The sequence below is a fragment of the Pantoea sp. C1E2 genome (assembly GCF_056491465.1).
Map to the genome: position 1 here is coordinate 416,257 of NZ_JBSZHT010000002.1, position 23,386 is coordinate 439,642.

Below are 23,386 nucleotides of genomic sequence, written 5' to 3' on the forward strand. Positions count from 1 at the left end.
CGCAGGTTTTATTTATTTCAGCAGTTCCAATCGTCGCCGTCTATATTAAACTAGCCTGGATTGTTCTGATCGCGAAACAAATATGAAAAATCGCTATGCACTTGGCCTACATCAGGTTCAGCAGGAATTAATTACCCTGCAAAATCCAGGGTTTTATTGGATCACCAGCCAGCGTCAGGAAGATGCCCGATTACTGCTGCGTCAGGTGGTTAGCCACCAGGATGCGGCAACATTAATCAGTGCTGATGAGAAACCCCAGGCGCTATTGACGCCCGATCCGCTGAACGGACCGGCGCGTATCCCGCTATTTTCGTTGCCTGCCAATAAAGCCAGTTTGCAGCATCTGGAGAGTGATTTCGCCCGCGTGCTGAATAGCCGTAGTGGCTTAGTGCTGTTTTACAGTAACGCCGCGCTGTGGAGTAAATTATCCGAGGATGAGCTGAATCATTGGGTTAAAAGCATGCGACGTTTGTTAATCAAAAAACAAATCACACTGTTGCTGATTACCTCAGGCGCATCGATTATTCATCTGCGCAATCATCTCCAGCGTTATTTTCGCCAACTTGATGGTGTCGCACATTTAGAATTTCAACAAGATAGCTGGCAATATCGAATTAACTGGTGGTACTCCGCTGACAAATTGTTAGCCGACCGCGCTATTCGCTTGCGCTGTGTTGATAATGAATTTATGGCGGACAATGAAGCGGAGCAGAATATTCCGCTGAGCCTGAATGATGAAAATCAATTTCTTGCTCAGGAGGGTGTGCTAGAAGGTGCTCCACCGCTATCAAGCCAGTGGCAACTGTTTAGCGACAACGAAGGGGTATTCTCACGCGCCCAGCAGGCTAACGCGGCAACGGTGATTTTTAACCTGGCCCATAACCAGGATATAAATGCCCTGGCAAAAATGGTCCACAGTTTGCGTCGCTCTCGCGGTAACGCATTAAAGATTGTGGTACGCGAAATCAGTACCAGTCTTAGGTATAGCGATGAGCGACTGTTGTTGGCTTGTGGGGTGAATGCCATCGTGCCCGGCGCGCAGACGCTGTCGCGCTTTTTGACCACGCTGGAAGGGATTCAGGGTCAGCAGTTTACCCGCCATGTCCCCGCCAACCTTACAGCGCTGATGCAGGCCTTACAGCCATTGCAACAGAAAGGCTATCTGCCACTGGAAAACTTCTGTGCTGCCGTGCAGCAGCTGATGAGCAATACGCTGCTGCCGGAGAATGATAAAGGGTTGATGGTGGCATTGCGTCCGGTGCCACAGTTGAAACCCGAGCAGATTCTGACGCTGTGTAAACCGCGCCGTTTTGGCGATTTGGTGACGCTGATAAACGATCGCATCTATCTGTTTCTGTCGTCCTGCCGCTTCAACGATTTGGATATCGCGTTGAAATCGATTTTCTCGCTGCCGCATGATGAGTTGTTCAGCAATCGCGTGGTGTGGTTCGAGGACAACCAGATCTTGTCGGAAGTGCATAAAATCCGTCAGCTGACGCCATTAGCGCAGCGTGAGGCGCCGATGGCACCGCTGGAGGTGCCGCAGGCCCCCAGTGCAACCTCTTCCGCTGCGCGCGGGGCACAAATCCCGCAACCGATTGTTCTCAACCTCGATGGAGATCGCCACTGATGACGCTGATGGATTGGGTGCAGGTGGCGATCCTGCTGTTATTAATTTTACTGTTCCTGAAATCGTTGTTTGTGCGCTGGTTACCGCGCAGTAGCACCAGCTTGCTGATGCGTCTGCTGCCGTTACGCGCACTGAAGTCGGAAGGGCAGTGGCAACGCAAACCGAATAAAACGGATACCAAACCGTAATGAGTGATAACAAACCTTCGACGCTGCACGGTTCGTGGTGGCGCGGCCTCGGCGGCTGGAACTTCTACTTCCTGATCAAATTTGGTCTGTTGTGGTATGGCTATCTCAATTTCCACGCCTTGAGCAATCTGGTGTTTCTGGCCTGGTTGTTGTTCCCGCTGCCGTCACGCCGGTTACATCGTGTGCGCCACTGGGTGTCGCTGCCGATTGGCTTTGCACTGTTCTGGCATGACACCTGGCTGCCGGGACTGGAATCGATCATGAGTCAGGGCAGCCAGGTTGCTGGCTTCTCCTCTGCCTATCTGCTCGATTTGCTGGAACGTTTTATTAACTGGGAGATGATTGGCGCAGGCTTCGTGCTGCTGGTGATCTATATGTTTGTGGCGCAGTGGATCCGCGTCACGGTGCTGGTCTCGCTGATGCTGATCTGGCTTAACGTGCTGACCATTGCCGGTCCCTCAATGAATCTGTTGCCGACCAAAGCGGCGACCCCGGAAGTGTCCCTCAATGACAAACCGGCCACCTCAAAAGTGCCCAACGGCCTTGATCAGTCGGCGCCACCCACCAGCGCCAATCTGACGTCGTGGCTCAATCGTTTTTACGACAGCGAGCGTCAGCGTGCTACCCACTTCCCTGATGCGCTACCCGCGGACTCGCAGCCTTTTGATATCCTGGTGATCAACATCTGTTCACTCTCCTGGTCCGATTTGGATGTGGCACAGTTGCGCGACCATCCATTGTGGAAGCACTTCGATATCCTGCTGAACAATTACAACTCTGCTACCGGTTACAGCGGACCCGCTGGGATTCGTTTGCTGCGCGCCAGCTGTGGTCAGACTTCGCATACCAATCTGTATAATGCCACCGATCAGCGTTGCTACCTGTTTGATAACCTGGCGAAGCTGGGCTTTAAGCAGGAACTGATGATGGATCATACCGGCGTGTTTGGTAATTATCTCAAAGAGTTGCGTGAAGAGGGCAATCTGCAGGCGCCGCTGATGTCACAAGCGGGTATTGCACCGGAATTGACCTCATTTGATGGTTCGCCGGTGTTCAATGATGGGCAACTAATGCAGCGCTGGCTCGACGATCGCACCAAAAGCAGTGATGCACGCAGTGCCACCTTCTATAACCTGATTCCACTGCATGACGGTACGCGCGAGCTCGGCAGCACGCGCACCGCTGACTGGCAGCCGCGCGCTAAAGTGCTGTTTGATCAACTGGATACGTTCCTGACCAATCTGGAGAAATCAGGTCGCCGCGTGATGGTGCTGGTGGTGCCGGAGCACGGTGCGGCGCTGCAGGGCGATAAAATGCAAATGTCAGGTTTGCGTGATATTCCCAGCCCGAGCATTACACATGTGCCGGTCGGCATTAAGTTTGTTGGCATGAAAGCGCCGCATCAGGGACAACCGTTGAGCATTGATACGCCAACCAGCTTGCTGGCGATTTCCGAAATCATTTCCCGTGTGGTGGATGGTCAGGTGTTTAACGCGCCGAACGTCAATATGTCGGTGCTGACGGATAACCTGCCGCAAACGCCAGTGGTGTCGGAAAACGATAACGCCGTGGTGATGATGTACCAGGGTAAACCCTGGATCCGTCTGAACGGCGGCGACTGGGTGCCTTATCCGCAGTAACCATCAATTGAAACGGTCGGCTGAGATGTCGACCGTTTTGACCTTCACCTCGCTGTGATGGGGTGTGCAATTCCTAATCACCGCTTTATCTCGCCCTTCCTGCCATTTTTCGACTTTATCCCGGCGCAAAAAAACACTGACCTGCGATATACTCGCAGCGCATTTCATCTAAATACACGGCTTTAGCCGCCTGGAGAGTTTTTGTTGCGCGTCAGTCGTTCGTTAACGATAAAGCAGATGGCAACGGTGTCCGCCGTGGCGATGGTGACCATCAGCATCTTTATCGTCATCCAGTTATTCCATTTTGTGCAGCAGCGCAGGATTGACTACGCCCAGCAGATGGAAAATATCGCGCACACGGTGCGTCAGCCGCTGTCAGAAGCGGTTCTGAAGGGTGATATTCCACAGGCCGAACGCATTCTCAATACTTTGAAACCGGCGGGCATTCTGTCTCGTGCGGATGTGGTATTGCCGAACGCGTTCCAGGCACTGCACGCGGATTTCGCGCCGGAGAAGCCCGTGCCACGCCTTGTTGCGCGGCTATTTGAGCTGCCGGTGCAAATTACGCTACCGCTCTATTCTGTGGAGCGAACGGGCTTACCGAAGCCGATTGCCTATCTGGTACTGCAGGCTGACTCTTCGCGGGTTTACCAGTTCCTGTTGAGCACGCTCTCAACTATGATCACCACCTATCTGCTGCTGGCGCTGATCCTTTCGGTGTCGATTAGCTGGTGTATCAACCGCCTGATCGTCCATCCCTTACGTAATCTTTCGCGGGATTTGCAGGAGTTGCCGCCGCAGGCCATTCTGACGCACAAGCTCGACCTGCCGCTTAATCATCGTGACGATGAAATTGGCATGCTGATCCGCAGCTACAATCGCAATCAACAGGTGCTGGAGTCGATTCATGATGAAATGAGTCGCATGACCACCCATTTTGCCGTTACCGACCTGCCCAACCGTGCCCTGTTCCTCGCGTTATTGGATCAACACGCCAGCCATCGCCACAGCCGTCAGCCGTGGGGATTGATGGTGATTCGCATCGAAACGTTGCAGGAAGCCAATGGCGTACTGAGTGATGAGCAGCGCGATACGCTGATGCTGACGCTGGTGGAGAAGATTCGCAGCACCGTTGACGACCACACGTTACTGGCACAAACCGGGCCGAGCGACTTCGCGCTGCTGATGAAGCGCGCGCACAATCCGTTCCGCGCCATGCGTCTTGCGCGTAACCTGATGATTCGTATCAATCAGCCGGTGAACCTGCATCAGTTACAGCTGCGGCCGAACGCCAGTATTGGCCTGGCACTGCATGATGACAGCGTCGTCAGCGCCAGCGAGCAGCTCGATCGTGCGACATCAGCGATGATGTCGGCGCGTCATCAGGGTAAAAATCAGATTCTGTTCTTCGATCCGGCACTCACTGAACGGGCGCAAAAACGTCTGACCCAGGAACACGATATCCTGCAGGGTTTGCAGGATGGCCAGTTTGCGCTTTACCTGCAGCCGCAAATCAATATGCAAACCGGCGAGCTGGCGGGCGCGGAAGCACTGCTGCGCATGCGCATGCCAGATGGCAGCTATGGATTGTCAGAAGAGTTTATTGCCAGCGCCGAAGAGATTGGTGTGATTTCGGCGATTGGACGTTGGGTGTTCGAGGAGTCCTGCCGTATTCTCGCCGCCTGGCAGAAGCAGGGGATTAATATTCCGCTGAGCGTCAATATCTCTGCCGTGCAGTTACGCGATGCCAGCATGGTGACTCATCTGCAGGGCCTGCTGGAGCGCCATCGTATAGCACCCGGCAATTTCGTGCTGGAGATTACCGAAACCGCGCAGATTGGTGATGCCGAACAAGCGATTACGCTGCTGCGTTCACTGCAGCAAACCGGTGTGGCTGTGGCGCTAGACGATTTTGGCATGGGTTACTCCAACCTCAATTACCTGCATCAGTTTAAAGCGCTGCCAGTGAACAAGCTGAAGATGGACCGCAGCTTTGTCGCGGCACTGCCCGATGACGACACCATGGTGCGCATCGTTGCGGCGATCGCGGACATCATTCACCTTGATGTGATCGCGGAAGGCGTGGAGACAGAAGAGCAGCGCGACTGGCTGCTGGCGCGCGGAATTACTATAGGACAGGGCTACTTATACGCTGAAGCACTCCCTCTCAACGTCTTTAATCAACGCTGGCTTGACAGCTCGTCACATCCTGAATAATCACATTGTTTATTGATTTTATTAACGAAATTGTAATGAAGCTGTTTGCTGAAGCGTTTCAGTTCATAGTTAGAGTTTTGTAACTTTTGTAAGGAATGTAAGGGTATATTAATCCTGTTAACGGAGTGTTATTTTCCCGCAATCGGTAAGGTTTTTCGCTTCCAGGCGGCTTGCCGCATGCGTTCTCCATAATAACGGCGGTGAATTCCGTCTATACCTGGACACCTGTTATGAAACTGTTCAAAAGCCTCTACTTCCAGGTGCTGGTTGCCATCGGCATCGGCGTCCTGTTAGGCCATTACTATCCTGAGTTAGGCGCGCAAATGAAGCCGCTTGGCGATGGTTTCGTTAAGTTGATCAAGATGATCATCGCCCCCGTGATTTTCTGTACGGTGGTGACCGGTATTGCCGGCATGGAGAGCATGAAAGCAGTTGGACGCACGGGTGCCGTGGCGCTGCTCTATTTTGAGATTGTCAGTACCATCGCGCTGATTATCGGTCTGGTGGTGGTTAACGTAGTGCAGCCGGGTGCGGGCATGAACGTCGATCCTGCCACGCTGGATGCCAAAGCCGTGGCAGTTTACGCCCAGCAAGCACAGGATCAGGGCGTTATTGCCTTCTTACTCGACATTATTCCGAGCAGTGTGATTGGTGCCTTTGCCAGTGGCAACATCCTGCAGGTGCTGCTGTTCGCCATTCTGTTTGGTTTCGCCCTGCACCGTTTAGGCAGTGCCGGTACGGTGATGTTTAACGTCATTGAGAGCTTCTCGAAAGTGATCTTCGGCGTCATCAACATGATTATGCGCCTTGCGCCGATCGGTGCATTTGGTGCCATGGCCTTTACCATCGGCAAATACGGTGTGGGCTCGCTGGTGCAACTCGGTCAGTTGATTATCTGCTTCTACATCACCTGTGTGCTGTTTGTGGTGGTGGTGCTGGGCTTGATAGCACGCTGGGCAGGTTTCAACATCTTCAAGTTTGTTGCCTATATCAAAGAAGAACTGCTGATCGTACTGGGTACTTCTTCTTCTGAGTCAGCGCTGCCACGCATGCTGGATAAGATGGAGAAGCTGGGTTGTAAGAAATCGGTGGTGGGCCTAGTTATTCCGACGGGTTACTCTTTTAACCTGGATGGCACCTCGATATACCTGACCATGGCGGCGGTGTTTATTGCGCAGGCCACCAATGCGCATATGGACATCTTCCATCAGATCACGCTGTTAGTGGTGCTGCTGCTCTCCTCAAAAGGCGCAGCGGGCGTAACCGGCAGTGGCTTCATCGTGCTGGCGGCCACCTTGTCTGCGGTGGGACATCTGCCTGTAGCAGGTCTGGCGCTGATTCTGGGTATTGACCGCTTTATGTCCGAAGCACGCGCACTGACTAACCTTGTAGGCAACGGCGTGGCGACGGTAGTGGTAGCGAAGTGGGTCGGTCAGCTGGATGAAAAGCAGATGAAAGCGACGCTTTCTTCAGCGAAAAAGGTCAATAGCGCCTCACAAACCAGCATCTGATCATCTATTTGCGTTAATTTCCCGAGAAATGCCCGCTGTCACTTGCCCTGACAGCGGGCATTTGCATAATAAACCCCATTGATTTTTTTCCCGATTTTTTACCTCGTTGCGCGACATCCTGACCTTCCTGTGGTCAAAGAGTCTGTTCTTCAATAAACGTGGCGGCAACTTGCCGCGTCGGCTACCAAAGTTGTGGCCGCACATGTCGCGATAACGAGCGTTGATCTGTTTATGTAGGGGTTCACATGCAGGGCACCAGAATTCGGCTTTTGGTTGGCGGATTGATCCTTGCGGCATCCGGCTTCGGCGTACACGCCGAAACACTCCAGCCCGATCCCGCGTGGCAGGAAGGCAAACTGGACAATGGGTTTAGCTGGCAGCTTCTCACCACGCCACAACGTCCAAGCGATCGCATTGAGTTACGTCTTATCGTTAACACCGGTTCGCTGGTGGAAAGCGCGCAGCAAACGGGCTTCAGCCACTTAATTCCCCGTCTGGCGATGGTGCATAACGCCGCGCTGGATACCAATCAGCAGCGTGCGCTGTGGCAACAAGCCATGGATCCGCAGAGACCGCTGCCACCGGCGATTTCGTCGTACGATTACACCCAATACAACCTGAGTCTGCCTAATAACCGCCCGGAGTTGCTGAAAGAAGCGCTGAACTGGCTGTCGGCAACCGCAGGCAAAATGACCATCAATGAGCAGGTGGTTTCGACCGCGCTGACCGCGACCGACCCTATCGCCACCTGGCCGCCGAATACCCAGGATGTCTGGTGGCGTTATCGTCTTAAAGGCTCAGCGATGCTGGCTCACGATCCGGGCGAACAACCGCGTGCGCCGGTGGACATTGCTCAGCTCAATAGTTTCTATCAGCAGTGGTACACGCCGGATGGCATGACCCTGTATGTGGTGGGCAACGTTGATAGCCGCAGCATGGCAGAGCAAATCAATAAAACCTTCTCCGTGCTGAAAGGTAAACGTGTGGCACCCGCAGCACTGCCTACGCTGTCTCCTCTGCCGCACCAGCCGGTGAATCTGGTTAATGGCAGCATGAACCAGGATCGCCTGTCGCTGGTGTGGGATACGCCGTGGCAACCGATTCGCGACTCGCAGAATTTAGAGCATTACTGGCAGAGTGACCTGGCACGTGAAGCGCTGTTCTGGCACGTGCAACGTGCGCTGGCGGATAGCAAAGCGCAAAACGTTCAGGTGGGCTTTGACTGCCGCGTGCTGTACCAGCGTGCCCAGTGTTCCATTAACATGGACAGTCCCAACGCCTCGCTGCCGCAGAACATGAACCAGGTGGCGAAAGAGCTGGCGGCAGTGCGTGATAAAGGGTTGCCGCAGGATGAGTTTGATGCGCTGATGGCGCAAAAGCTGCTGGAACTGAATAAGCTGTTCGCCACTTACGCGCGCACCGACACTGATATCCTGATGGGTCAGCGTTTACGCTCGCAGCAAAATGCGGTGGTGGATATCGCGCCGGAGCAGTATCAAAAGCTGCGTCAGGCGTTTCTCAGTGGATTGACGCGCGAGCAGTTGAATCAGGAGCTGCGCCAGCAACTGACGCAGGAACTGACGATGGTGCTGATTCAGCCACAGGGCGAAGCTGAGACCAATGTGAAAATGCTTCAGGACGGCTGGGATAAAGTGATGAAGGTGCCGGATGCGCCTGCGGCACCGGCGGCTTCGGATGAAGCCAAACCAGAAAGTAACGGCAGCGCGAGCGCGACCGATCCGGCTCAACCCTCGTCATGATTCATGGCACATGAGATCTCCAAAATAATTTGAGTTGCAGCAAGGCGGCAAGTGGATAAGTCCCCCGGAGCTTACGTCAGTAAGTGACTGGGGCGCATCCACGCAGCCAACGCTGCTGCAGCTCAAAGTATGAAGGAGATCATTTGGCGCGTAGCCATTCGGTGACGAGCATCGGCCAACTGGCGAGTGGCAGGTCGGCGACACCGCGAATGCCAAATCCATGACCGCCTTTCTGATAAAAGTGAATTTCCACCGGCACCTTGTGTTCCCGCAGGGCGCTGAAAAACACCATGCTGTTGTTCACTGAAACCGCTTCATCATCGGAAGCATGAATCAGTAGCGTGGGCGGTGTCTGCGCATGCACGCGCGTTTCCATTGAGTACGCCTCAATCAACTTTTGATCCGGCCATGCACCCAGCAGGCGAGTGCGCGAGCTTTCGTGTGCCAGGCCGTCACGCATGCTGATCACCGGATAGAGCAGCACCATCGCATCAGGGCGCGGCGAGAAGTTGTCGGCCTGATCCTGCACCGGATAGACCTTCTCAGCAAAGCGCGTCCCCAGGCTGGCAGCCACGTGCCCACCCGCTGAGAAGCCCATCATCACGATGTATTTACCGTTCATGCCGCGCTGAGCGCGATCGCGCAACACGCGTACTGCACGTTGTGCATCGGCCAGCGGGGCATCGGGACCTTCGTGATGGCCATCGTACGGCAGCCGATAGGTCATCACCGCCAGCGTATAACCCATTGACGTGAAGAAGGTGGCGAGCGCACTGCCTTCACGGTCAATCAGCACCCGCTGATAGCCGCCGCCGGGCGCCACCAGCAGCGTGATACCGTTGGAGGTTTCCGGATGCCAGATGGCCATTTCAGGGCAACGCACGCCAGTCGCCGCGCGGTCATAAGGTTCGTACTCTTTGGCGAGATCGACGATTTGCGGTTGTGCGCGCGAATCACTCGCGCCTGGCGCATCACCGTGTGGCCAGATATTAATGATTTCTGTGTGCATAAATCAGTCCTGAGCGAGTCGTGTTGTCATTATTTTGTTCGCGGCCGGATTAACAGCGTCCTGCTGATATTGATTAAAACATGGTCTGTTTTCGCGCTGGCGTCCAGCCGAAAACCCGCCATTTCTGCAGTTTCGGACTATGCCTGGCGGCCCGATTTCTTTCCGTAATGCATTGAATTTAAATTGATATGGTAAGAATTATTAAACTGGTGTGGCCAGATGCGAGTCAAAGATGGATGGCTGGCGAGGTTAGTCAAAATTGGCGGTGTAATCTCGGGATTTAAGGCAAATTATCCTGCGCATTATGTAAGTCGTGGTTATCAAATCCAGAACGTAAAAGTGATCGAGTGGCGCAATTCATCGCGTCAGCTGGCTTCCAGCGGCGTCAGACTTTTTGCCTGAAATAGCGCCGCTGGGAAGTGCTGTGATCAAGACTATTTAGGCATGGCGCTTAAAGGGATAATCGCCCCGCGATGCTGGATCACCGTGCTGGCGGTGAGATGACCGCGTGCGGCGGCGTCCTCTGTGCTTCCACCGGCTAAACGCACAGCCAGATAACCTGCACTGAAAGAGTCGCCGGCGGCAGTGGTATCGATCACCTTCTCTTTAGCCAGCTTGATGGCGGGCACTTCACGCAGCGGCTCATTGCCCATCGCCACTAAACAGGAATCGGCACCGCGTTTGATGGCGATTTCCTGCACGCCCGCTTCACGCGTGCGCGCAATCACCGCATCCAGCGGCTGTTCGCCCCATAGCAGGTGCTCGTCATCCAGCGTCAGGAAGGCGATATCGGTATGACGCAGCATTTCGGCGTAAGCCTGCTGCGCGCTGGCTTTATCGGCCCAGAGGCGCGGACGGTAGTTATTGTCGAAAATCACTTTGCCACCGTTTTTGCGGCAGGCGCTGAGCAGCGCCATCAGTTTCTCACGACTGGCAGCCGGCAGAATCGCCAGGCTAATCCCGCTGAGATACAGGTAATCATAATCGGCCAGCTGGGCGCAGATCGCGTCAGACTCTGGACTCTCCAGCCAGAAGCGCGCGGCAGCATCGTTACGCCAATACCAGAAGGTGCGCTCGCCGTGCTCATCGGTTTCGATGAAGTACAAGCCCGGCATTTTATTGTCGAGGCGCTGAATCAGCTGGGTGTGCACCTGCTCCTGTTGCCAGGCTGCGATCATCTGGTCACTGAAACTGTCGGTGCCCAGCGCGGTGACATAATCCACCCGCAGCTGCTGGTTATCTGACTGGCGCGCCAGATAAACCGCGGTGTTTAGTGTGTCACCGCCAAAGCCACGTTTGATGTTCTCACCTTTTTCGGACAGCTCAATCATGCATTCGCCAATAATGGCAATCTTCTTCTGCGTCATGGTCTTCGGCCTGTAGTGAATTCTGCCCACGAGTCTCGCGTCTGGTATGGCAGCTGTCAATGGTTTTTAAAACGACGTTTTAATTTAACTTAAGGTGCCTGAGCACCTTTTCCACGGCGATTTAACGGCCAAAGCGCCGCTTGTTTTGCCGATTAAGCCTGAAACGCACTGATACACTCAACTGCTCGTGTGGTGGCTGAGACGCATAAAGTTATCGCGCTGATAGCCGATACTTGCCGCTGAGAAGCAATTTGCAGGCACCCACCACCTACCAGGAAAAAACCATGGTGATGAACAATTTGAGTCATCGGCTGCCTATTTCAATTGAACTGGAGCAACAACAGGAAACGCGTTTCTACTGGCAGCAGTGCCAACGATTCTATACTTTCCAGCCGATCTACCAGGTCTCCGGCCGTTTACTGGCTATTGAATTACTGACTGCGGTGACCCATCCATCCGCACCAGAAAAAAGGTTGTCGCCCGAAACCTATTTTGAAGCGCTGACTATCGCGCAGCGTCTCGATGTCGTCGAGGAACAGCTTGAGCTGTTATTACAGTGGTCACACTTTTTCAACCAGCGTCAGCTGGTTGCTTCGGTGAATATTGATGGACCAACGCTGCTGGCGATCGAGCAACATGACGTTATCCGCCAGTTGATAATACAACTGCCCTGGGTGCGCTTTGAACTCACGGAACACCATGCATTGCCGCAGGAAGAGATGGTGGCGAAGATGCCTGAGCTGGGTCCGCTGTGGCTCGATGATTTTGGCTCTGGCATGGCAAATTTCTCCGCGCTGACTGAGCTGCGCTATGACTACATCAAACTGTCACGCGAGCTGTTCATGCTGCTGCGCTCTACCGATGAAGGTCGTTCGCTGTTCTCGATGCTGCTGGCGTTGATCAATCGCTATTGCAACGGCGTTATCGTCGAAGGCGTGGAGACCGAAGAGGAGTGGCAGCAGGTGTGCAATTCCCCCGCGATGGCCGCACAAGGCTATTTCTTCTCGCGCCCCGTTCCCTTCAGCACGCTGGAATCCCTGGCGCTCGAGCTTCCCTGATCCCGATCCGCAACGTCTCGACTACAGTTATGTGAGACGTTGAGGGCAAGGAGGAAGCAGAATGTCACGTACGGGAAAAGTCCTGAGCTGGGTTTTCGGGATTTTATTGTTGTTGGTTGTAGTGGCCGTGGTGATTATCGCCACGTTTGACTGGAACCGCCTGAAGCCAACCATCAACCAAAAAGTCTCCACAGAATTAAATCGGCCTTTCGCCATTCGCGGCGATCTGGGCGTTGCCTGGGTGCGCAATCGCGAAGAGCCGGGCTGGCGCAGTTGGGTGCCGTGGCCGCAGGTGCATGCGGATGACATCATGCTGGGTAACCCACCGAATATTCCTGATGTCACCATGGTCCATTTGCAGCGCGTTGAAGCCACGCTTGCGCCGCTGGCATTGCTGCATAAACAGGTTTATCTACCGTGGATAAAAATGCAGCTGCCTGATGCGCGGCTGGTGCAAACGGCGGATAAAAAGAATAACTGGACCTTCAACTTAGCCAGCAGCGAGAACAGCGATGCCAATGCGCCGCCTTCTGCCTGGTCTTTCCGCCTCGATAATATCCTGTTCGACAAAGGCCAGATTCGCTATCGCGATGCCATCAATAAAGCCGATGTGACCGTCACCATTAATCCACTGGGCAAACCGGTGCCTTATGCGCAGGTTGCTGGCGGTAACGACCAGCAGAAAGGCGCAGGTGATTTTGTCTTCGGCTGGCAGGCCGACGGGACCTACAACAATCAGAAACTGGAAGGCGATGGCAAGATCGGCGGCATGCTGTCGTTGCGCAGCAAAACCACGCCGTTCCCACTGCAGGTGGATGTGCGCAACGGCACCACACGTGTGCGCATCGACGGGACGTTGCAGGATCCTTTAAACCTTGGTGGGCTGGATGTGCGTCTGCGCTTTGCTGGCGATACGCTGGCGAATCTGTACGGTTTAACCGGCGTGCTGCTGCCTGATACGCCGCCGTACGAAACTGACGGCCATCTGATCGCGCGTTTCAATGAAGAGAAAGGGCCGCTGTTCCGCTACGAAAACTTCAATGGCCACATCGGCGACAGCGATATTCATGGTTCGCTGACTTACAGGCAGGTGAAACCGCGCCCAACACTGACCGGGGAATTGACCTCGAATCAGCTGCGTATGGCGGACTTAGGCCCGTTGATTGGGGTGAATTCAGGCAAAGGCAGTGAGAAAACCCAGCAGGCCAAAGCCCAGCGCGGCGATGCTTCGACTCAACCGGCGGATCGCGTGCTACCGCATGACAAGTTTGATACCAAAAGCTGGGACGTGATGGATGCGGATGTGAAGTTCAGCGGAAAACGCATCGAACATAGCAGTAAACTGCCGCTCAGCGATCTCTATACCCATCTGCAATTGAAAAACGGCGACCTGTTGCTCGATCCGCTGCGCTTCGGTATGGCCGGTGGCAGCATTAACTCGACTATCCATCTGGAAGGGGATAAAAGCCCGATGCGCGCTCGTGCCGATCTGCATGCGCGTAAGCTGCAACTGCGTCAGCTGTTCCCTAATGTCACCGCAATGCAGCGCAGCCTCGGTCAGCTAAACGGCGATGCCAGCCTGAGCGGAACGGGCAACTCGGTAGCGGATATTTTAGGAACCAGTAACGGCGAGCTGAAACTGCTGATGAATGATGGATTGATCAGCCGTAGCCTGATGGAGATTGCCGGCCTCAACGTAGGTAACTATGTGGTCGGCAAACTGTTTGGCGATGATGAGGTGCGCATCAACTGTGCCGCCACCGATCTCAATATCCGTCAGGGCGTAGCCACGCCGAAAGTGTTTGTGCTGGATACGGAGAATGCGGTGATTAATGTCACCGGTAACGTTAACTTTGCCAACGAAAGGCTGGATTTATCCATTAATCCAGACAGCAAAGGTATTCGTATTATTACGCTGCGATCGCCGCTGTATGTGCGTGGCACCTTCAAAAATCCGGATGCGGGAGTGAAAGCCGGGCCGTTGATCGCACGTGGTGCCGCTGCAGTGGCGCTGGGCGCAGTGGTGGCGCCGGCCGCAGCACTGCTGGCACTGATTTCACCGAGTGATACCGATGCCAATCAGTGCAGCAACGTGCTCCAGCAGATGAAGAGTAAAAAGTGATCAGTTACGCCACAGCACTTTGATGATGTGATAACCAAAGGCGGTTTTCACCGGTCCGTAAGGTTGCAACAGCGAGCAGGAGAACGCCGCCTTATCAAAGGCTGGCACCATCTGACCTTTACGGAACTCCCCCAGATCGCCGCCGTTGCGGCCCGATGGGCAAGTCGAATGTTTTTTTGCCAGTTGCTGGAAGTTCGCGCCTTTTTCCAGCTGAGCCAGCAGGGATTTGGCCTGCGCTTCATCCTTCACGAGGATGTGTAAAGCTGCCGCGGTTTTCGCCATGTGGGTGTCTCTGTATGTATGTATAATGTTCGGCGCATTATATCCCCGTCATACCTCAAATTGCAGGTGCGTTGGTTGCGAATGCTCGGTACGGTGTCTGATTGAGTCCGCTTCCGGGGCTCGCCCACCTGTCGTATTCCTGCCATTCGGCATCGTCAGGGGATTTTCTTTTCATTTGTTGAGTGATATTCCGTTATGCGTTTAAACCCCGGCCAACAACGTGCTGTCGAATTTGTCACCGGTCCCTGCCTGGTGCTGGCCGGTGCGGGCTCGGGTAAGACCCGTGTCATCACCAATAAAATCGCCCATCTGATCCGCGAGTGCGGCTATCAGGCGCGCCATATCGCCGCGGTGACCTTCACCAACAAAGCCTCGCGTGAGATGAAGGAGCGTGTCGCGCAGACGTTAGGACGCAAAGAGGCGCGCGGCCTGATGATCTCCACTTTCCACACGCTGGGACTGGAGATCATCAAGCGTGAATACAAAGCGTTAGGCATGAAAGCGAGCTTTTCACTGTTCGACGATCAGGACCAGCTGGCGCTATTGAAAGACCTCACCCAACAGTGGCTGGAAGAAGATAAAACCTTACTGCAGCAGCTGATTTCTACCATCTCCAACTGGAAGAATGACCTCGTCGATCCGCAAACGGCGGTCGGATTGGCCCAATCGCAGCGCGACCAGATTTTTGCCCACTGCTATCAGCTGTATGACCAGCACCTGAAATCCTGCAACGTGCTGGATTTCGACGATTTAATTGCGATGCCGACGCTGTTGCTGCAACGCAATCAGGAAGTGCGCGAGCGCTGGCAGCAGCGCATTCGCTATTTATTAGTGGATGAGTATCAGGACACCAACACCAGCCAGTATGAGCTGGTGAAACTGCTGGTGGGCGCGCGGGCGCGTTTCACCGTGGTGGGTGATGATGACCAATCGATTTACTCCTGGCGTGGTGCGCGGCCGCAAAACCTGGTGCTGCTGAAAGAGGATTTCCCGGCGCTGGAAGTAGTGAAACTGGAGCAGAACTATCGCTCAACCCAGCGCATTCTCAAGTCAGCTAACATCCTGATTGCTAACAATCCGCATGTATTCGAGAAGCGTCTGTTCTCCGAGCTCGGCGAGGGCAGCGAGCTGAAGGTTCTGAGTGCGAATAATGAAGATCATGAGGCTGAGCGGGTCGCTGGTGAGTTGATTGCTCATCACTTCGTCAATAAAACCGCCTATAAAGATTATGCGATTCTCTATCGCGGCAACCATCAGTCGCGTGTCTTTGAAAAGCAGTTGATGCAGAACCGCATTCCTTATCGCATCTCTGGCGGCACTTCGTTCTTCTCGCGGCCGGAAATCAAAGATTTGCTGGCTTATCTGCGCGTACTGACTAATCAGGAAGACGACAGCGCGTTCCTGCGTATCGTAAACACGCCGCGTCGTGAGATTGGTCCTGCAACGCTACAGAAGCTCGGTGAATGGGCCAACCTGCGTAATAAAAGTCTGTTCAATGCCAGCTTCGACATGGGGCTGGAGCAGACGCTGAGCGGCCGCGGACTGGAGCATCTGCAGCGTTTCACCCAATGGCTGAATGAGATTATCCAGCTGACGGAGCGCGAGCCGGTGAATGCGGTGCGCGATCTGATTCGCGGTGTTGATTACGAAAGCTGGTTGTTTGAAACCTCGCCGAGCCCTAAAGCCGCCGAAATGCGCATGAAAAACGTCAACACGCTGTTCCAGTGGATGACCGAGATGCTGGAAGGCGACGAACTCAATGAGCCGATGACGCTGGCGCAGGTAGTGACGCGCTTTACGCTGCGCGACATGATGGAGCGCGGTGAAAGTGATGAAGATAGCGATCAGGTGCAGCTGATGACTTTGCACGCTTCAAAAGGACTGGAGTTCCCGTATGTGTATCTGGTCGGCATGGAAGAAGGGTTGTTACCCCATCAGAGCAGCATCGATGAGAACAACATCGAAGAGGAGCGTCGTCTGGCGTATGTGGGTATTACCCGCGCGCAAAAAGAGCTGACGTTTACCCTGTGCCGTGAACGCCGTCAGTATGGCGAACTGGTACGCCCGGAGCCGAGTCGCTTCCTGATGGAGCTGCCGCAGGATGATGTGGTGTGGGAGCGCGAGAAAAAGGTGATCAGCGCCGAGGAGCGGGTGAAAACCGGACAGACACGCGTCGCGGGTTTACGTGCGATGCTGGAGAATGCGAAGAAGGGGTAAATCCCCCGCCGTTCGTTCAGGCCAGGCCTCAAGCGAGAACCGTTGCGAGCGTAGTGGAGGCAAGGCGAAAAGTTCCCGGCAAAGCGGAGTTTACAGGCCGTAAATGCGCATTTGACGGGGACTTTTCAACGCAGCATCAGCTAGCGCAGCAGGTTTGATCAAGAGATAGTCAGCAGCCAGTGCACATAAGACTGGTAATGACTCTCTTGTTCCAGTAATTCGGCACGCAGCGGATGCGCGTCCAGCCAACCGGCTGGCAGCGTCAGATGCAGCGTATCATCGTCTGCCTGTAAACGTACCGCAGGCAGCGTGTCATCGCGACGACGGCTGGAGAAGATAATCGCCAGACGCAGTAACCGGCTCATGCGCTCCGCCATGCGCGGTGGCACGGCATTCTGTTGCGTCAGCAAACCGAGATCGATGCTGCCACTCTGATTCTGTAGCAGGCAGGCGAGCATTTTTTTCTGTGCGGGCGTAAAACCGGGAAGATCGAGATGGCGAATCAGGTAGGCGGCGTGCTGAGGTGCCTGACGGAAATCAACGCTCAGGCCAATTTCGTGGATCGAACAGGCGCTGAGTAGCAGATCGCGACATCGGTTATCCAGTTTCCAGACGCTGCTCACCTGACGGAAAAAACTCTCAGCCAGTTGACGCACCCGGCTTGCTTGTTCCACATCGATAGAGAAGCGGCGCTGGACGTTTTGCAGCGTACGGCTGCGAATGTCGCGGTCAATTGGCAGATGCAGCATGCCGTAAACCAGACCCTCACGCAGTGCACCACCGGCCAGCGTCATACTGTCGATGCTGAGTTCGTGAAAGATAGCGATAAGAATCGACAGACCGCTGGGGAACACCAGCGCGCGCTCCAGCGTTAATCCTTCAATTTCCAGCTCTTCCAGTTTGCCGCACTGAATTGCGCGCTGCTTTAACTGCTGCAGCTTGCTCAGGGTGATGCGTTCATCCATGCCCTGCGCGACCATAATTTCCTGCAATGCCTGCACGGTGCCAGAAGCGCCGACGCAAATCTGCCAGCCTTTTTCGCGCAGTGCAGCCGCCACGGGACGAATCATTTCGCGAGCGGCTACTTCAGCCTGCTCGAAATTTTCTTTCGCCAGGTGACGATCGCCAAAATAGCGTTCCAGCCAGGTGACGCAGCCCATTGATAAGCTAAACAATGTGGTCGCGTGCGAACCTTCGCCGGTAACCAGCTCGGTGCTGCCGCCGCCGATATCCACCACTAAGCGCTGATCGGATCCCCCAGTGGTGTGTGCCACACCTTGATAGATCAGGCGTGCCTCTTCCTCGCCGCTGATGACATTCACCGGGCAGCCAAGAATTTCTTCAGCGTGGGTCAGGAAGTCTTGCGCATTTTCAGCAATGCGCAATGTGGCGGTTGCAACCACACGGATTTGCTCGGGCGGAATATCTTGTAGCTGTTCGGAGAAAAGCTTCAGACATTGCCAGCCACGCTGCATCGCCTCGGCGGAGAGGTGATTGGCTTTGTCCAGACCGGCAGCCAGACGCACTTTGCGCTTTATCCGCGCAACGGTCTGAATACTGCCGGACACCTCGCGCACCACCAACATATGAAAACTGTTGGACCCTAAATCAATCGCAGCATAAAGAGACGATGCGCTTAGCATGGTGTGCTTAACTCGAACGTTTACGGTTGTTATTGCGCGGTGCGCCGCTACGACGATTGCTGTTGTTCCCGCCACGGCGTGGGCCGTTTCCAGAACGGCTGCGCTGCAGACGTTTCGGCGGAGGCAACTCACTCATCAGTGCATCGCTGTTGTACTTGCTCACCGGAATACCGTGACCAATGTACTCTTCAATCGCTGGCAGGTTGAGTGCGTACTCTTCACAAGCCAGGCTGATCGAGTGTCCGCTGGCGCCGGCGCGGCCGGTACGGCCAATGCGGTGCACGTAGTCTTCGCGATCGTCAGGCAAGTCGTAGTTGAACACGTGAGTCACCGCAGGAATGTGCAGACCACGTGCCGCTACGTCGGTGGCGACCAGAATATCGACATCACCCTTGGTGAAGTCATCCAGAATACGCAGACGTTTTTTCTGTGCCACATCGCCAGTCAGCAGACCTACGCGGTGACCGTCCGCGGCCAGATGGCCCCAGATATCTTCACAGCGGTGCTTGGTGTTAGCGAAGATGATGGCGCGATCGGGCCACTCTTCTTCCAACAGCGTTTGCAGCAGACGCATCTTCTCTTCATTTGAAGGATAGAAAAGTTCTTCTTTGATGCGGTGGCCGGTTTTCTGCTCCGGTTCCACTTCCACGTATTCGGCGTTGTTCATATGTTCGAACGCCAGTTCACGTACGCGATAAGACAGAGTTGCCGAGAACAACATACTCAGACGCTGGGTGGCCGGCGGCATGCGGCGGAACAGCCAGCGGATATCTTTAATAAAGCCAAGATCGAACATGCGATCGGCTTCATCCAGAACCACGACCTGAATGGCGCCGAGGTTGACGTGATTTTGTTTCGCATAGTCGATGAGGCGACCGGTGGTGCCCACCAGAATATCGACGCCATCGGCCAACACTTTCAGCTGTTTATCGTAGCCGTCACCGCCATAAGCCAGACCCAGCTTGAGTCCAGTGGCTTTCGACAGCGGCTCTGCATCGGCATGAATCTGCACGGCAAGTTCACGCGTCGGGGCCATGATCAGCGCACGTGGCTGATTAATCTGGCGGCCTTCAGCGGCTGGATGAGAAAGAAGATGATGAAACGTTGACGTCAGGAACGCCATCGTTTTGCCGGTACCGGTTTGCGCCTGACCCGCAACATCACGCCCTGAAAGCGCAAAAGGCAGTGCCAACGCCTGAATAGGCGTGCAGTTAGAAAAGCCTTTAGTATCAAGGGCTTCAACCACCTGTGGGTGCAGGGCGAAGTCGGAAAACTTCTGTTCAGTTAAGTGTGTTTTGCTCATAGTGTGGTAGAATATCAGCTTACTAGCGCTTTACGAAAGCGTATCCGATGAAATAAAGTCAACCTACGTTGGTATATTTTACGCCGATTCGCCAGGCACAATCTTTGGAGTTAAACATGAGCAGCGATAAAATCGTTCACTTGACCGATGACAGTTTCGACACTGACGTGCTGAAAGCCGACGGTGTCACTCTGGTAGATTTCTGGGCTGAATGGTGTGGTCCTTGCAAAATGATCGCCCCAATTCTCGACGAAGTCGCAGAAGAGTACGACGGTAAGCTTACCATCGCCAAGTTGAACATTGATGACAACCCGGGCACTGCACCTAAATATGGCATTCGCGGTATCCCGACACTGCTGCTGTTTAAGAACGGTGAAGTGGCTGCGACCAAAGTAGGCGCCCTGTCTAAAGGTCAGCTGAAAGAGTTCCTGAACGCTAACCTGGCCTAAGCCCAGCACGGCGTTGTTCCGCAGTGGTGAATTTTTTCGCCACTGCTGGACGTCACCATTCAGGCGTGTTAAGTTGACCTCACTGCATTACGCACTTACCTTGTAGTTTGCATCTAAAGTTTTCCCTTGTCAGACCCTGCTCGCATTGAACGTTATCGTGGTTTGGCAATCTGATGACTAGCACATTCGGCATCACCTTTCGACTATCTCTTAACGTTTCCTATCGCCACACCTGACGATGTTCGCCGAGTAGAGTTGAAAGAGAGCCATTAACAGGCATGGAATTTTCGCCATACCACCCACGACAATCATTTCGAGAATTACCCCGAGTTTAAGAACCCTCACTATGAATCTTACCGAATTAAAGAACACGCCGGTTTCTGAGCTGATTACCCTCGGCGAAAATATGGGTCTGGAAAACCAGGCACGTATGCGTAAACAGGATATTATTTTCTCTATCCTTAAACAGCATGCGAAAAGTGGCGAAGACATCTTTGGTGATGGTGTGCTGGAGATATTGCAGGACGGATTTGGTTTCCTCCGTTCTGGAGACAGCTCCTACCTCGCCGGTCCCGATGACATCTACGTTTCTCCTAGCCAAATCCGCCGTTTCAACCTCCGCACTGGTGACACCATTTCTGGTAAAATTCGCCCGCCAAAAGAGGGTGAACGTTACTTTGCACTGTTGAAAGTTAACGAAGTTAACTACGACAAGCCGGAAAACGCGCGTAACAAGATTCTGTTCGAAAACCTCACGCCGCTGCACGCAAACAATCGTATGCGTATGGAGCGGGGTAATGGCTCTACTGAAGATCTGACCGCACGCGTGCTGGATCTGGCATCGCCGATTGGTCGTGGTCAGCGTGGTCTGATCGTGGCACCACCGAAAGCGGGTAAAACCATGCTGCTGCAGAACATTGCACAGAGCATTGCGTACAACTATCCCGATTGCGTGCTGATGGTGTTGCTGATTGACGAGCGTCCGGAAGAAGTGACCGAGATGCAGCGTCTGGTGAAAGGCGAAGTTATCGCATCGACCTTCGACGAACCGGCTTCTCGCCACGTTCAGGTTGCTGAGATGGTGATCGAAAAGGCTAAGCGCCTGGTCGAGCACAAGAAAGACGTTATCATCCTGCTCGACTCCATTACCCGTCTGGCACGTGCCTACAACACCGTGGTACCGGCTTCCGGTAAAGTGTTGACCGGTGGTGTCGATGCTAACGCCCTGCATCGTCCGAAGCGTTTCTTCGGTGCAGCACGTAACGTGGAAGAGGGCGGCAGCCTGACCATTATCGCCACCGCACTGGTTGATACTGGTTCGAAGATGGACGAAGTGATTTACGAAGAATTTAAAGGTACAGGTAACATGGAACTGCACCTGTCACGTAAAATCGCCGAAAAACGTGTCTTCCCAGCGATTGATTACAACCGCTCAGGTACCCGTAAAGAAGAACTCCTCACCACGCAGGAAGAGCTGCAGAAAATGTGGATCCTGCGCAAAATCATCCATCCAATGGGTGAAATTGATGCGATGGAGTTCCTCATCAATAAACTGGCGATGACCAAAACCAACGACGAATTCTTCGATATGATGAAGCGTTCGTAAGTTGGCGAAAATGAATCGCTAAGCGAAGCGATTCGGTCGCACAATTTGCCAGGATTTATTGCTAACGCCACGTCTTAACGTGGCGTTTTTCATTTATGGGCATTAGGATTAGCCCAGTCAGGAAGCAGAATAACGATTGTGCCAGGTAAGTGCTGTTTTTTTCAGCAGCCAATTAAAATCTGAAGCAGAATTCGGACTAAGGATATACGGCAATGGCAAGAATCTTGCTTATTGTTGTCGATGATTTTAGCTGAGAGCATTAATGTGAATTTACTCACGATGGGTACAGAGCTTGGATTAACCTTCCTTTTCTCGCTAGCATTCATTTTCATTGCAAGAAAGGTTGCCAAAAAGATTGGGTTGGTTGATAGGCCTAACTCCCGTAAAAAGCATCAGGGTGTAATTCCTCTCGTTGGCGGGATTTCAGTTTATGCTGGTGTTTGCTTCGCCTTCCTTATCACTAAAGCATATATGCCCAACGGCCTGCTATTTTTGGTTTGCGCCGGTGTGTTGGTGCTCGTGGGTGCGCTGGATGACCGCTTTGATATCAGCGTCAAATTTCGCGCCTGCATGCAGGCCTTAATTGCCATCGTGATGATGGTAGGCGCCAAACTCTATCTTTTGAGCCTTGGGTTTATTGTCGGGCCAGTTGAAATTGTGGTGGGGCCATTTGGCTATGTCTTAACCCTTTTTGCAGTCTGGGCAGCAATCAATGCTTTCAACATGGTCGATGGTATTGATGGCTTGTTGGGGGGACTCTCATGCGTAACATTTGGCGCGATGGGTATTATTCTTTATTTTGATGGTATGACCAGCCTGGCGATGTGGTGCTTCGCCATGATTGCCGCAACAATCCCATATATCCTATTGAATTTGGGTTTCCTGGGTCGTCGTTACAAAGTTTTCATGGGCGATGCCGGAAGTACGATGATTGGATTTACCATCATCTGGATATTATTAGAGACCACCCAAGGCTTAAGCCATCCAATCACACCAGTGACGGCTCTGTGGTTGATTGCCATTCCGCTGATGGACATGGTCGCCATTATGTATCGTCGTCTGCGCAAAGGCATGAGCCCATTCTCAGCTGACAGGCAACATATTCATCACCTCATCATGCGAGCAGGTTTTAGTTCGCGTCAGGCTTTTTTACTCATCACGGTAGCTGCCGCCCTTCTGGCTGGTATTGGTGTGCTCGGTGAGTATCTTGCCTTCATTCCGGAATGGGCCATGTTGGTACTTTTCTTAATGGCATTCCTGCTTTATGGCTACTGTATCAAGCATGCCTGGCGTATGGCTCGAATGATTCGGCGTATCAAACGTAGGTGGAATCACGCAGGCACAAATAAAAAATTACCTCGATAAGCATCCTGATAAGGACTTT

The 23,386-nt window shown here is 53.7% G+C and carries 17 protein-coding genes; 12 read left to right on the top strand and 5 right to left on the bottom strand.

Going from position 1 to position 23,386, the window contains the following annotated elements; translation table 11 throughout:
- Window positions 1-82: 82 nt before the first annotated feature.
- The 6 genes from bcsE to ACXI0A_RS02205 all read left to right on the top strand — a co-directional run bounded on the left by bcsE (window position 83) and on the right by ACXI0A_RS02205 (window position 8,946).
- Window positions 83-1,630 (top strand): cellulose biosynthesis protein BcsE, encoded by a 1,548-nt coding sequence (gene bcsE / locus ACXI0A_RS02180; RefSeq protein WP_224933760.1) that lies wholly within the window; start codon window positions 83-85, stop codon window positions 1,628-1,630.
- Window positions 1,630-1,818 (top strand): cellulose biosynthesis protein BcsF, encoded by a 189-nt coding sequence (gene bcsF, locus ACXI0A_RS02185; protein ID WP_224933761.1) that lies wholly within the window; start codon window positions 1,630-1,632, stop codon window positions 1,816-1,818. Before bcsE ends, bcsF begins: the two co-directional genes overlap by 1 nt.
- Window positions 1,818-3,458 (top strand): cellulose biosynthesis protein BcsG, encoded by a 1,641-nt coding sequence (bcsG, locus tag ACXI0A_RS02190; RefSeq protein WP_476150570.1) that lies wholly within the window; start codon window positions 1,818-1,820, stop codon window positions 3,456-3,458. The genes bcsF and bcsG overlap by 1 nt, the downstream gene beginning before the upstream one ends.
- Window positions 3,459-3,662: 204 nt before the next feature.
- A complete protein-coding gene (gene hmsP / locus ACXI0A_RS02195) occupies window positions 3,663-5,675 on the top strand; it encodes a biofilm formation regulator HmsP (protein WP_476151171.1) in 2,013 nt (670 codons plus the stop codon).
- A gap of 230 nt (window positions 5,676-5,905) precedes the next feature.
- Window positions 5,906-7,186 carry a dicarboxylate/amino acid:cation symporter gene (locus ACXI0A_RS02200; protein ID WP_224933763.1) on the top strand — a complete coding sequence of 427 codons (1,281 nt, stop codon included), beginning with the start codon at window positions 5,906-5,908 and terminating at the stop codon, window positions 7,184-7,186.
- 245 nt (window positions 7,187-7,431) lie between these two features.
- Window positions 7,432-8,946: an insulinase family protein gene (locus ACXI0A_RS02205; protein ID WP_476150569.1), complete on the top strand. Its 1,515-nt coding sequence runs from the start codon at window positions 7,432-7,434 to the stop codon at window positions 8,944-8,946.
- Between the two features lie 139 nt (window positions 8,947-9,085).
- Here the strand turns inward: ACXI0A_RS02205 and ACXI0A_RS02210 are convergent, their stop codons facing one another.
- Together ACXI0A_RS02210 and kdgK are read right to left on the bottom strand one after the other, a co-directional pair.
- Window positions 9,086-9,955, bottom strand: a complete 870-nt coding sequence (locus ACXI0A_RS02210) for a prolyl oligopeptidase family serine peptidase (protein WP_476150568.1) — start codon at window positions 9,953-9,955, stop codon at window positions 9,086-9,088.
- Window positions 9,956-10,389: 434 nt separating this feature from the next.
- A complete protein-coding gene (gene kdgK, locus ACXI0A_RS02215; protein ID WP_476150567.1) occupies window positions 10,390-11,322 on the bottom strand; it encodes a 2-dehydro-3-deoxygluconokinase in 933 nt (310 codons plus the stop codon).
- Window positions 11,323-11,606: 284 nt separating this feature from the next.
- On the opposite strand from kdgK, the gene pdeH reads away from it, so the two are divergent.
- Both pdeH and ACXI0A_RS02225 read left to right on the top strand, forming a co-directional pair.
- On the top strand, window positions 11,607-12,380 hold the full coding sequence (gene pdeH, locus ACXI0A_RS02220; RefSeq protein WP_224933767.1) for a cyclic-guanylate-specific phosphodiesterase: 774 nt from the start codon (window positions 11,607-11,609) through the stop codon (window positions 12,378-12,380).
- A gap of 61 nt (window positions 12,381-12,441) precedes the next feature.
- Window positions 12,442-14,502, top strand: a complete 2,061-nt coding sequence (locus ACXI0A_RS02225) for an AsmA family protein (protein WP_476150566.1) — start codon at window positions 12,442-12,444, stop codon at window positions 14,500-14,502.
- Here ACXI0A_RS02225 and ppiC read toward each other — a convergent pair whose 3' ends face one another.
- Entirely contained in the window at window positions 14,503-14,784 is a 282-nt protein-coding gene (gene ppiC, locus ACXI0A_RS02230) for a peptidylprolyl isomerase PpiC (protein WP_476150565.1), read from the bottom strand.
- 195 nt (window positions 14,785-14,979) lie between these two features.
- Here ppiC and rep point away from each other — a divergent pair, with 195 nt between their 5' ends.
- Entirely contained in the window at window positions 14,980-17,001 is a 2,022-nt protein-coding gene (rep, locus tag ACXI0A_RS02235) for a DNA helicase Rep (protein ID WP_476150564.1), read from the top strand.
- A gap of 158 nt (window positions 17,002-17,159) precedes the next feature.
- Here rep and ppx read toward each other — a convergent pair whose 3' ends face one another.
- Window positions 17,160-18,644, bottom strand: a complete 1,485-nt coding sequence (gene ppx, locus ACXI0A_RS02240) for an exopolyphosphatase (protein ID WP_224933770.1) — start codon at window positions 18,642-18,644, stop codon at window positions 17,160-17,162.
- Window positions 18,645-18,651: 7 nt separating this feature from the next.
- The gene (gene rhlB / locus ACXI0A_RS02245) at window positions 18,652-19,947 is read right to left on the bottom strand and encodes an ATP-dependent RNA helicase RhlB (protein ID WP_224933771.1); all 1,296 of its coding nucleotides are present in this window, start codon (window positions 19,945-19,947) and stop codon (window positions 18,652-18,654) included.
- A gap of 116 nt (window positions 19,948-20,063) precedes the next feature.
- Here rhlB and trxA point away from each other — a divergent pair, with 116 nt between their 5' ends.
- The 3 genes from trxA to wecA all read left to right on the top strand — a co-directional run bounded on the left by trxA (window position 20,064) and on the right by wecA (window position 23,367).
- Entirely contained in the window at window positions 20,064-20,396 is a 333-nt protein-coding gene (trxA, locus tag ACXI0A_RS02250) for a thioredoxin TrxA (protein ID WP_003851963.1), read from the top strand.
- Between the two features lie 346 nt (window positions 20,397-20,742).
- Entirely contained in the window at window positions 20,743-22,002 is a 1,260-nt protein-coding gene (gene rho / locus ACXI0A_RS02255) for a transcription termination factor Rho (RefSeq protein ID WP_084933178.1), read from the top strand.
- Window positions 22,003-22,281: 279 nt separating this feature from the next.
- Window positions 22,282-23,367, top strand: coding sequence for a UDP-N-acetylglucosamine--undecaprenyl-phosphate N-acetylglucosaminephosphotransferase (gene wecA, locus ACXI0A_RS02260; RefSeq protein WP_476151170.1), 1,086 nt, complete (start codon window positions 22,282-22,284; stop codon window positions 23,365-23,367).
- Window positions 23,368-23,386: the final 19 nt, after the last annotated feature.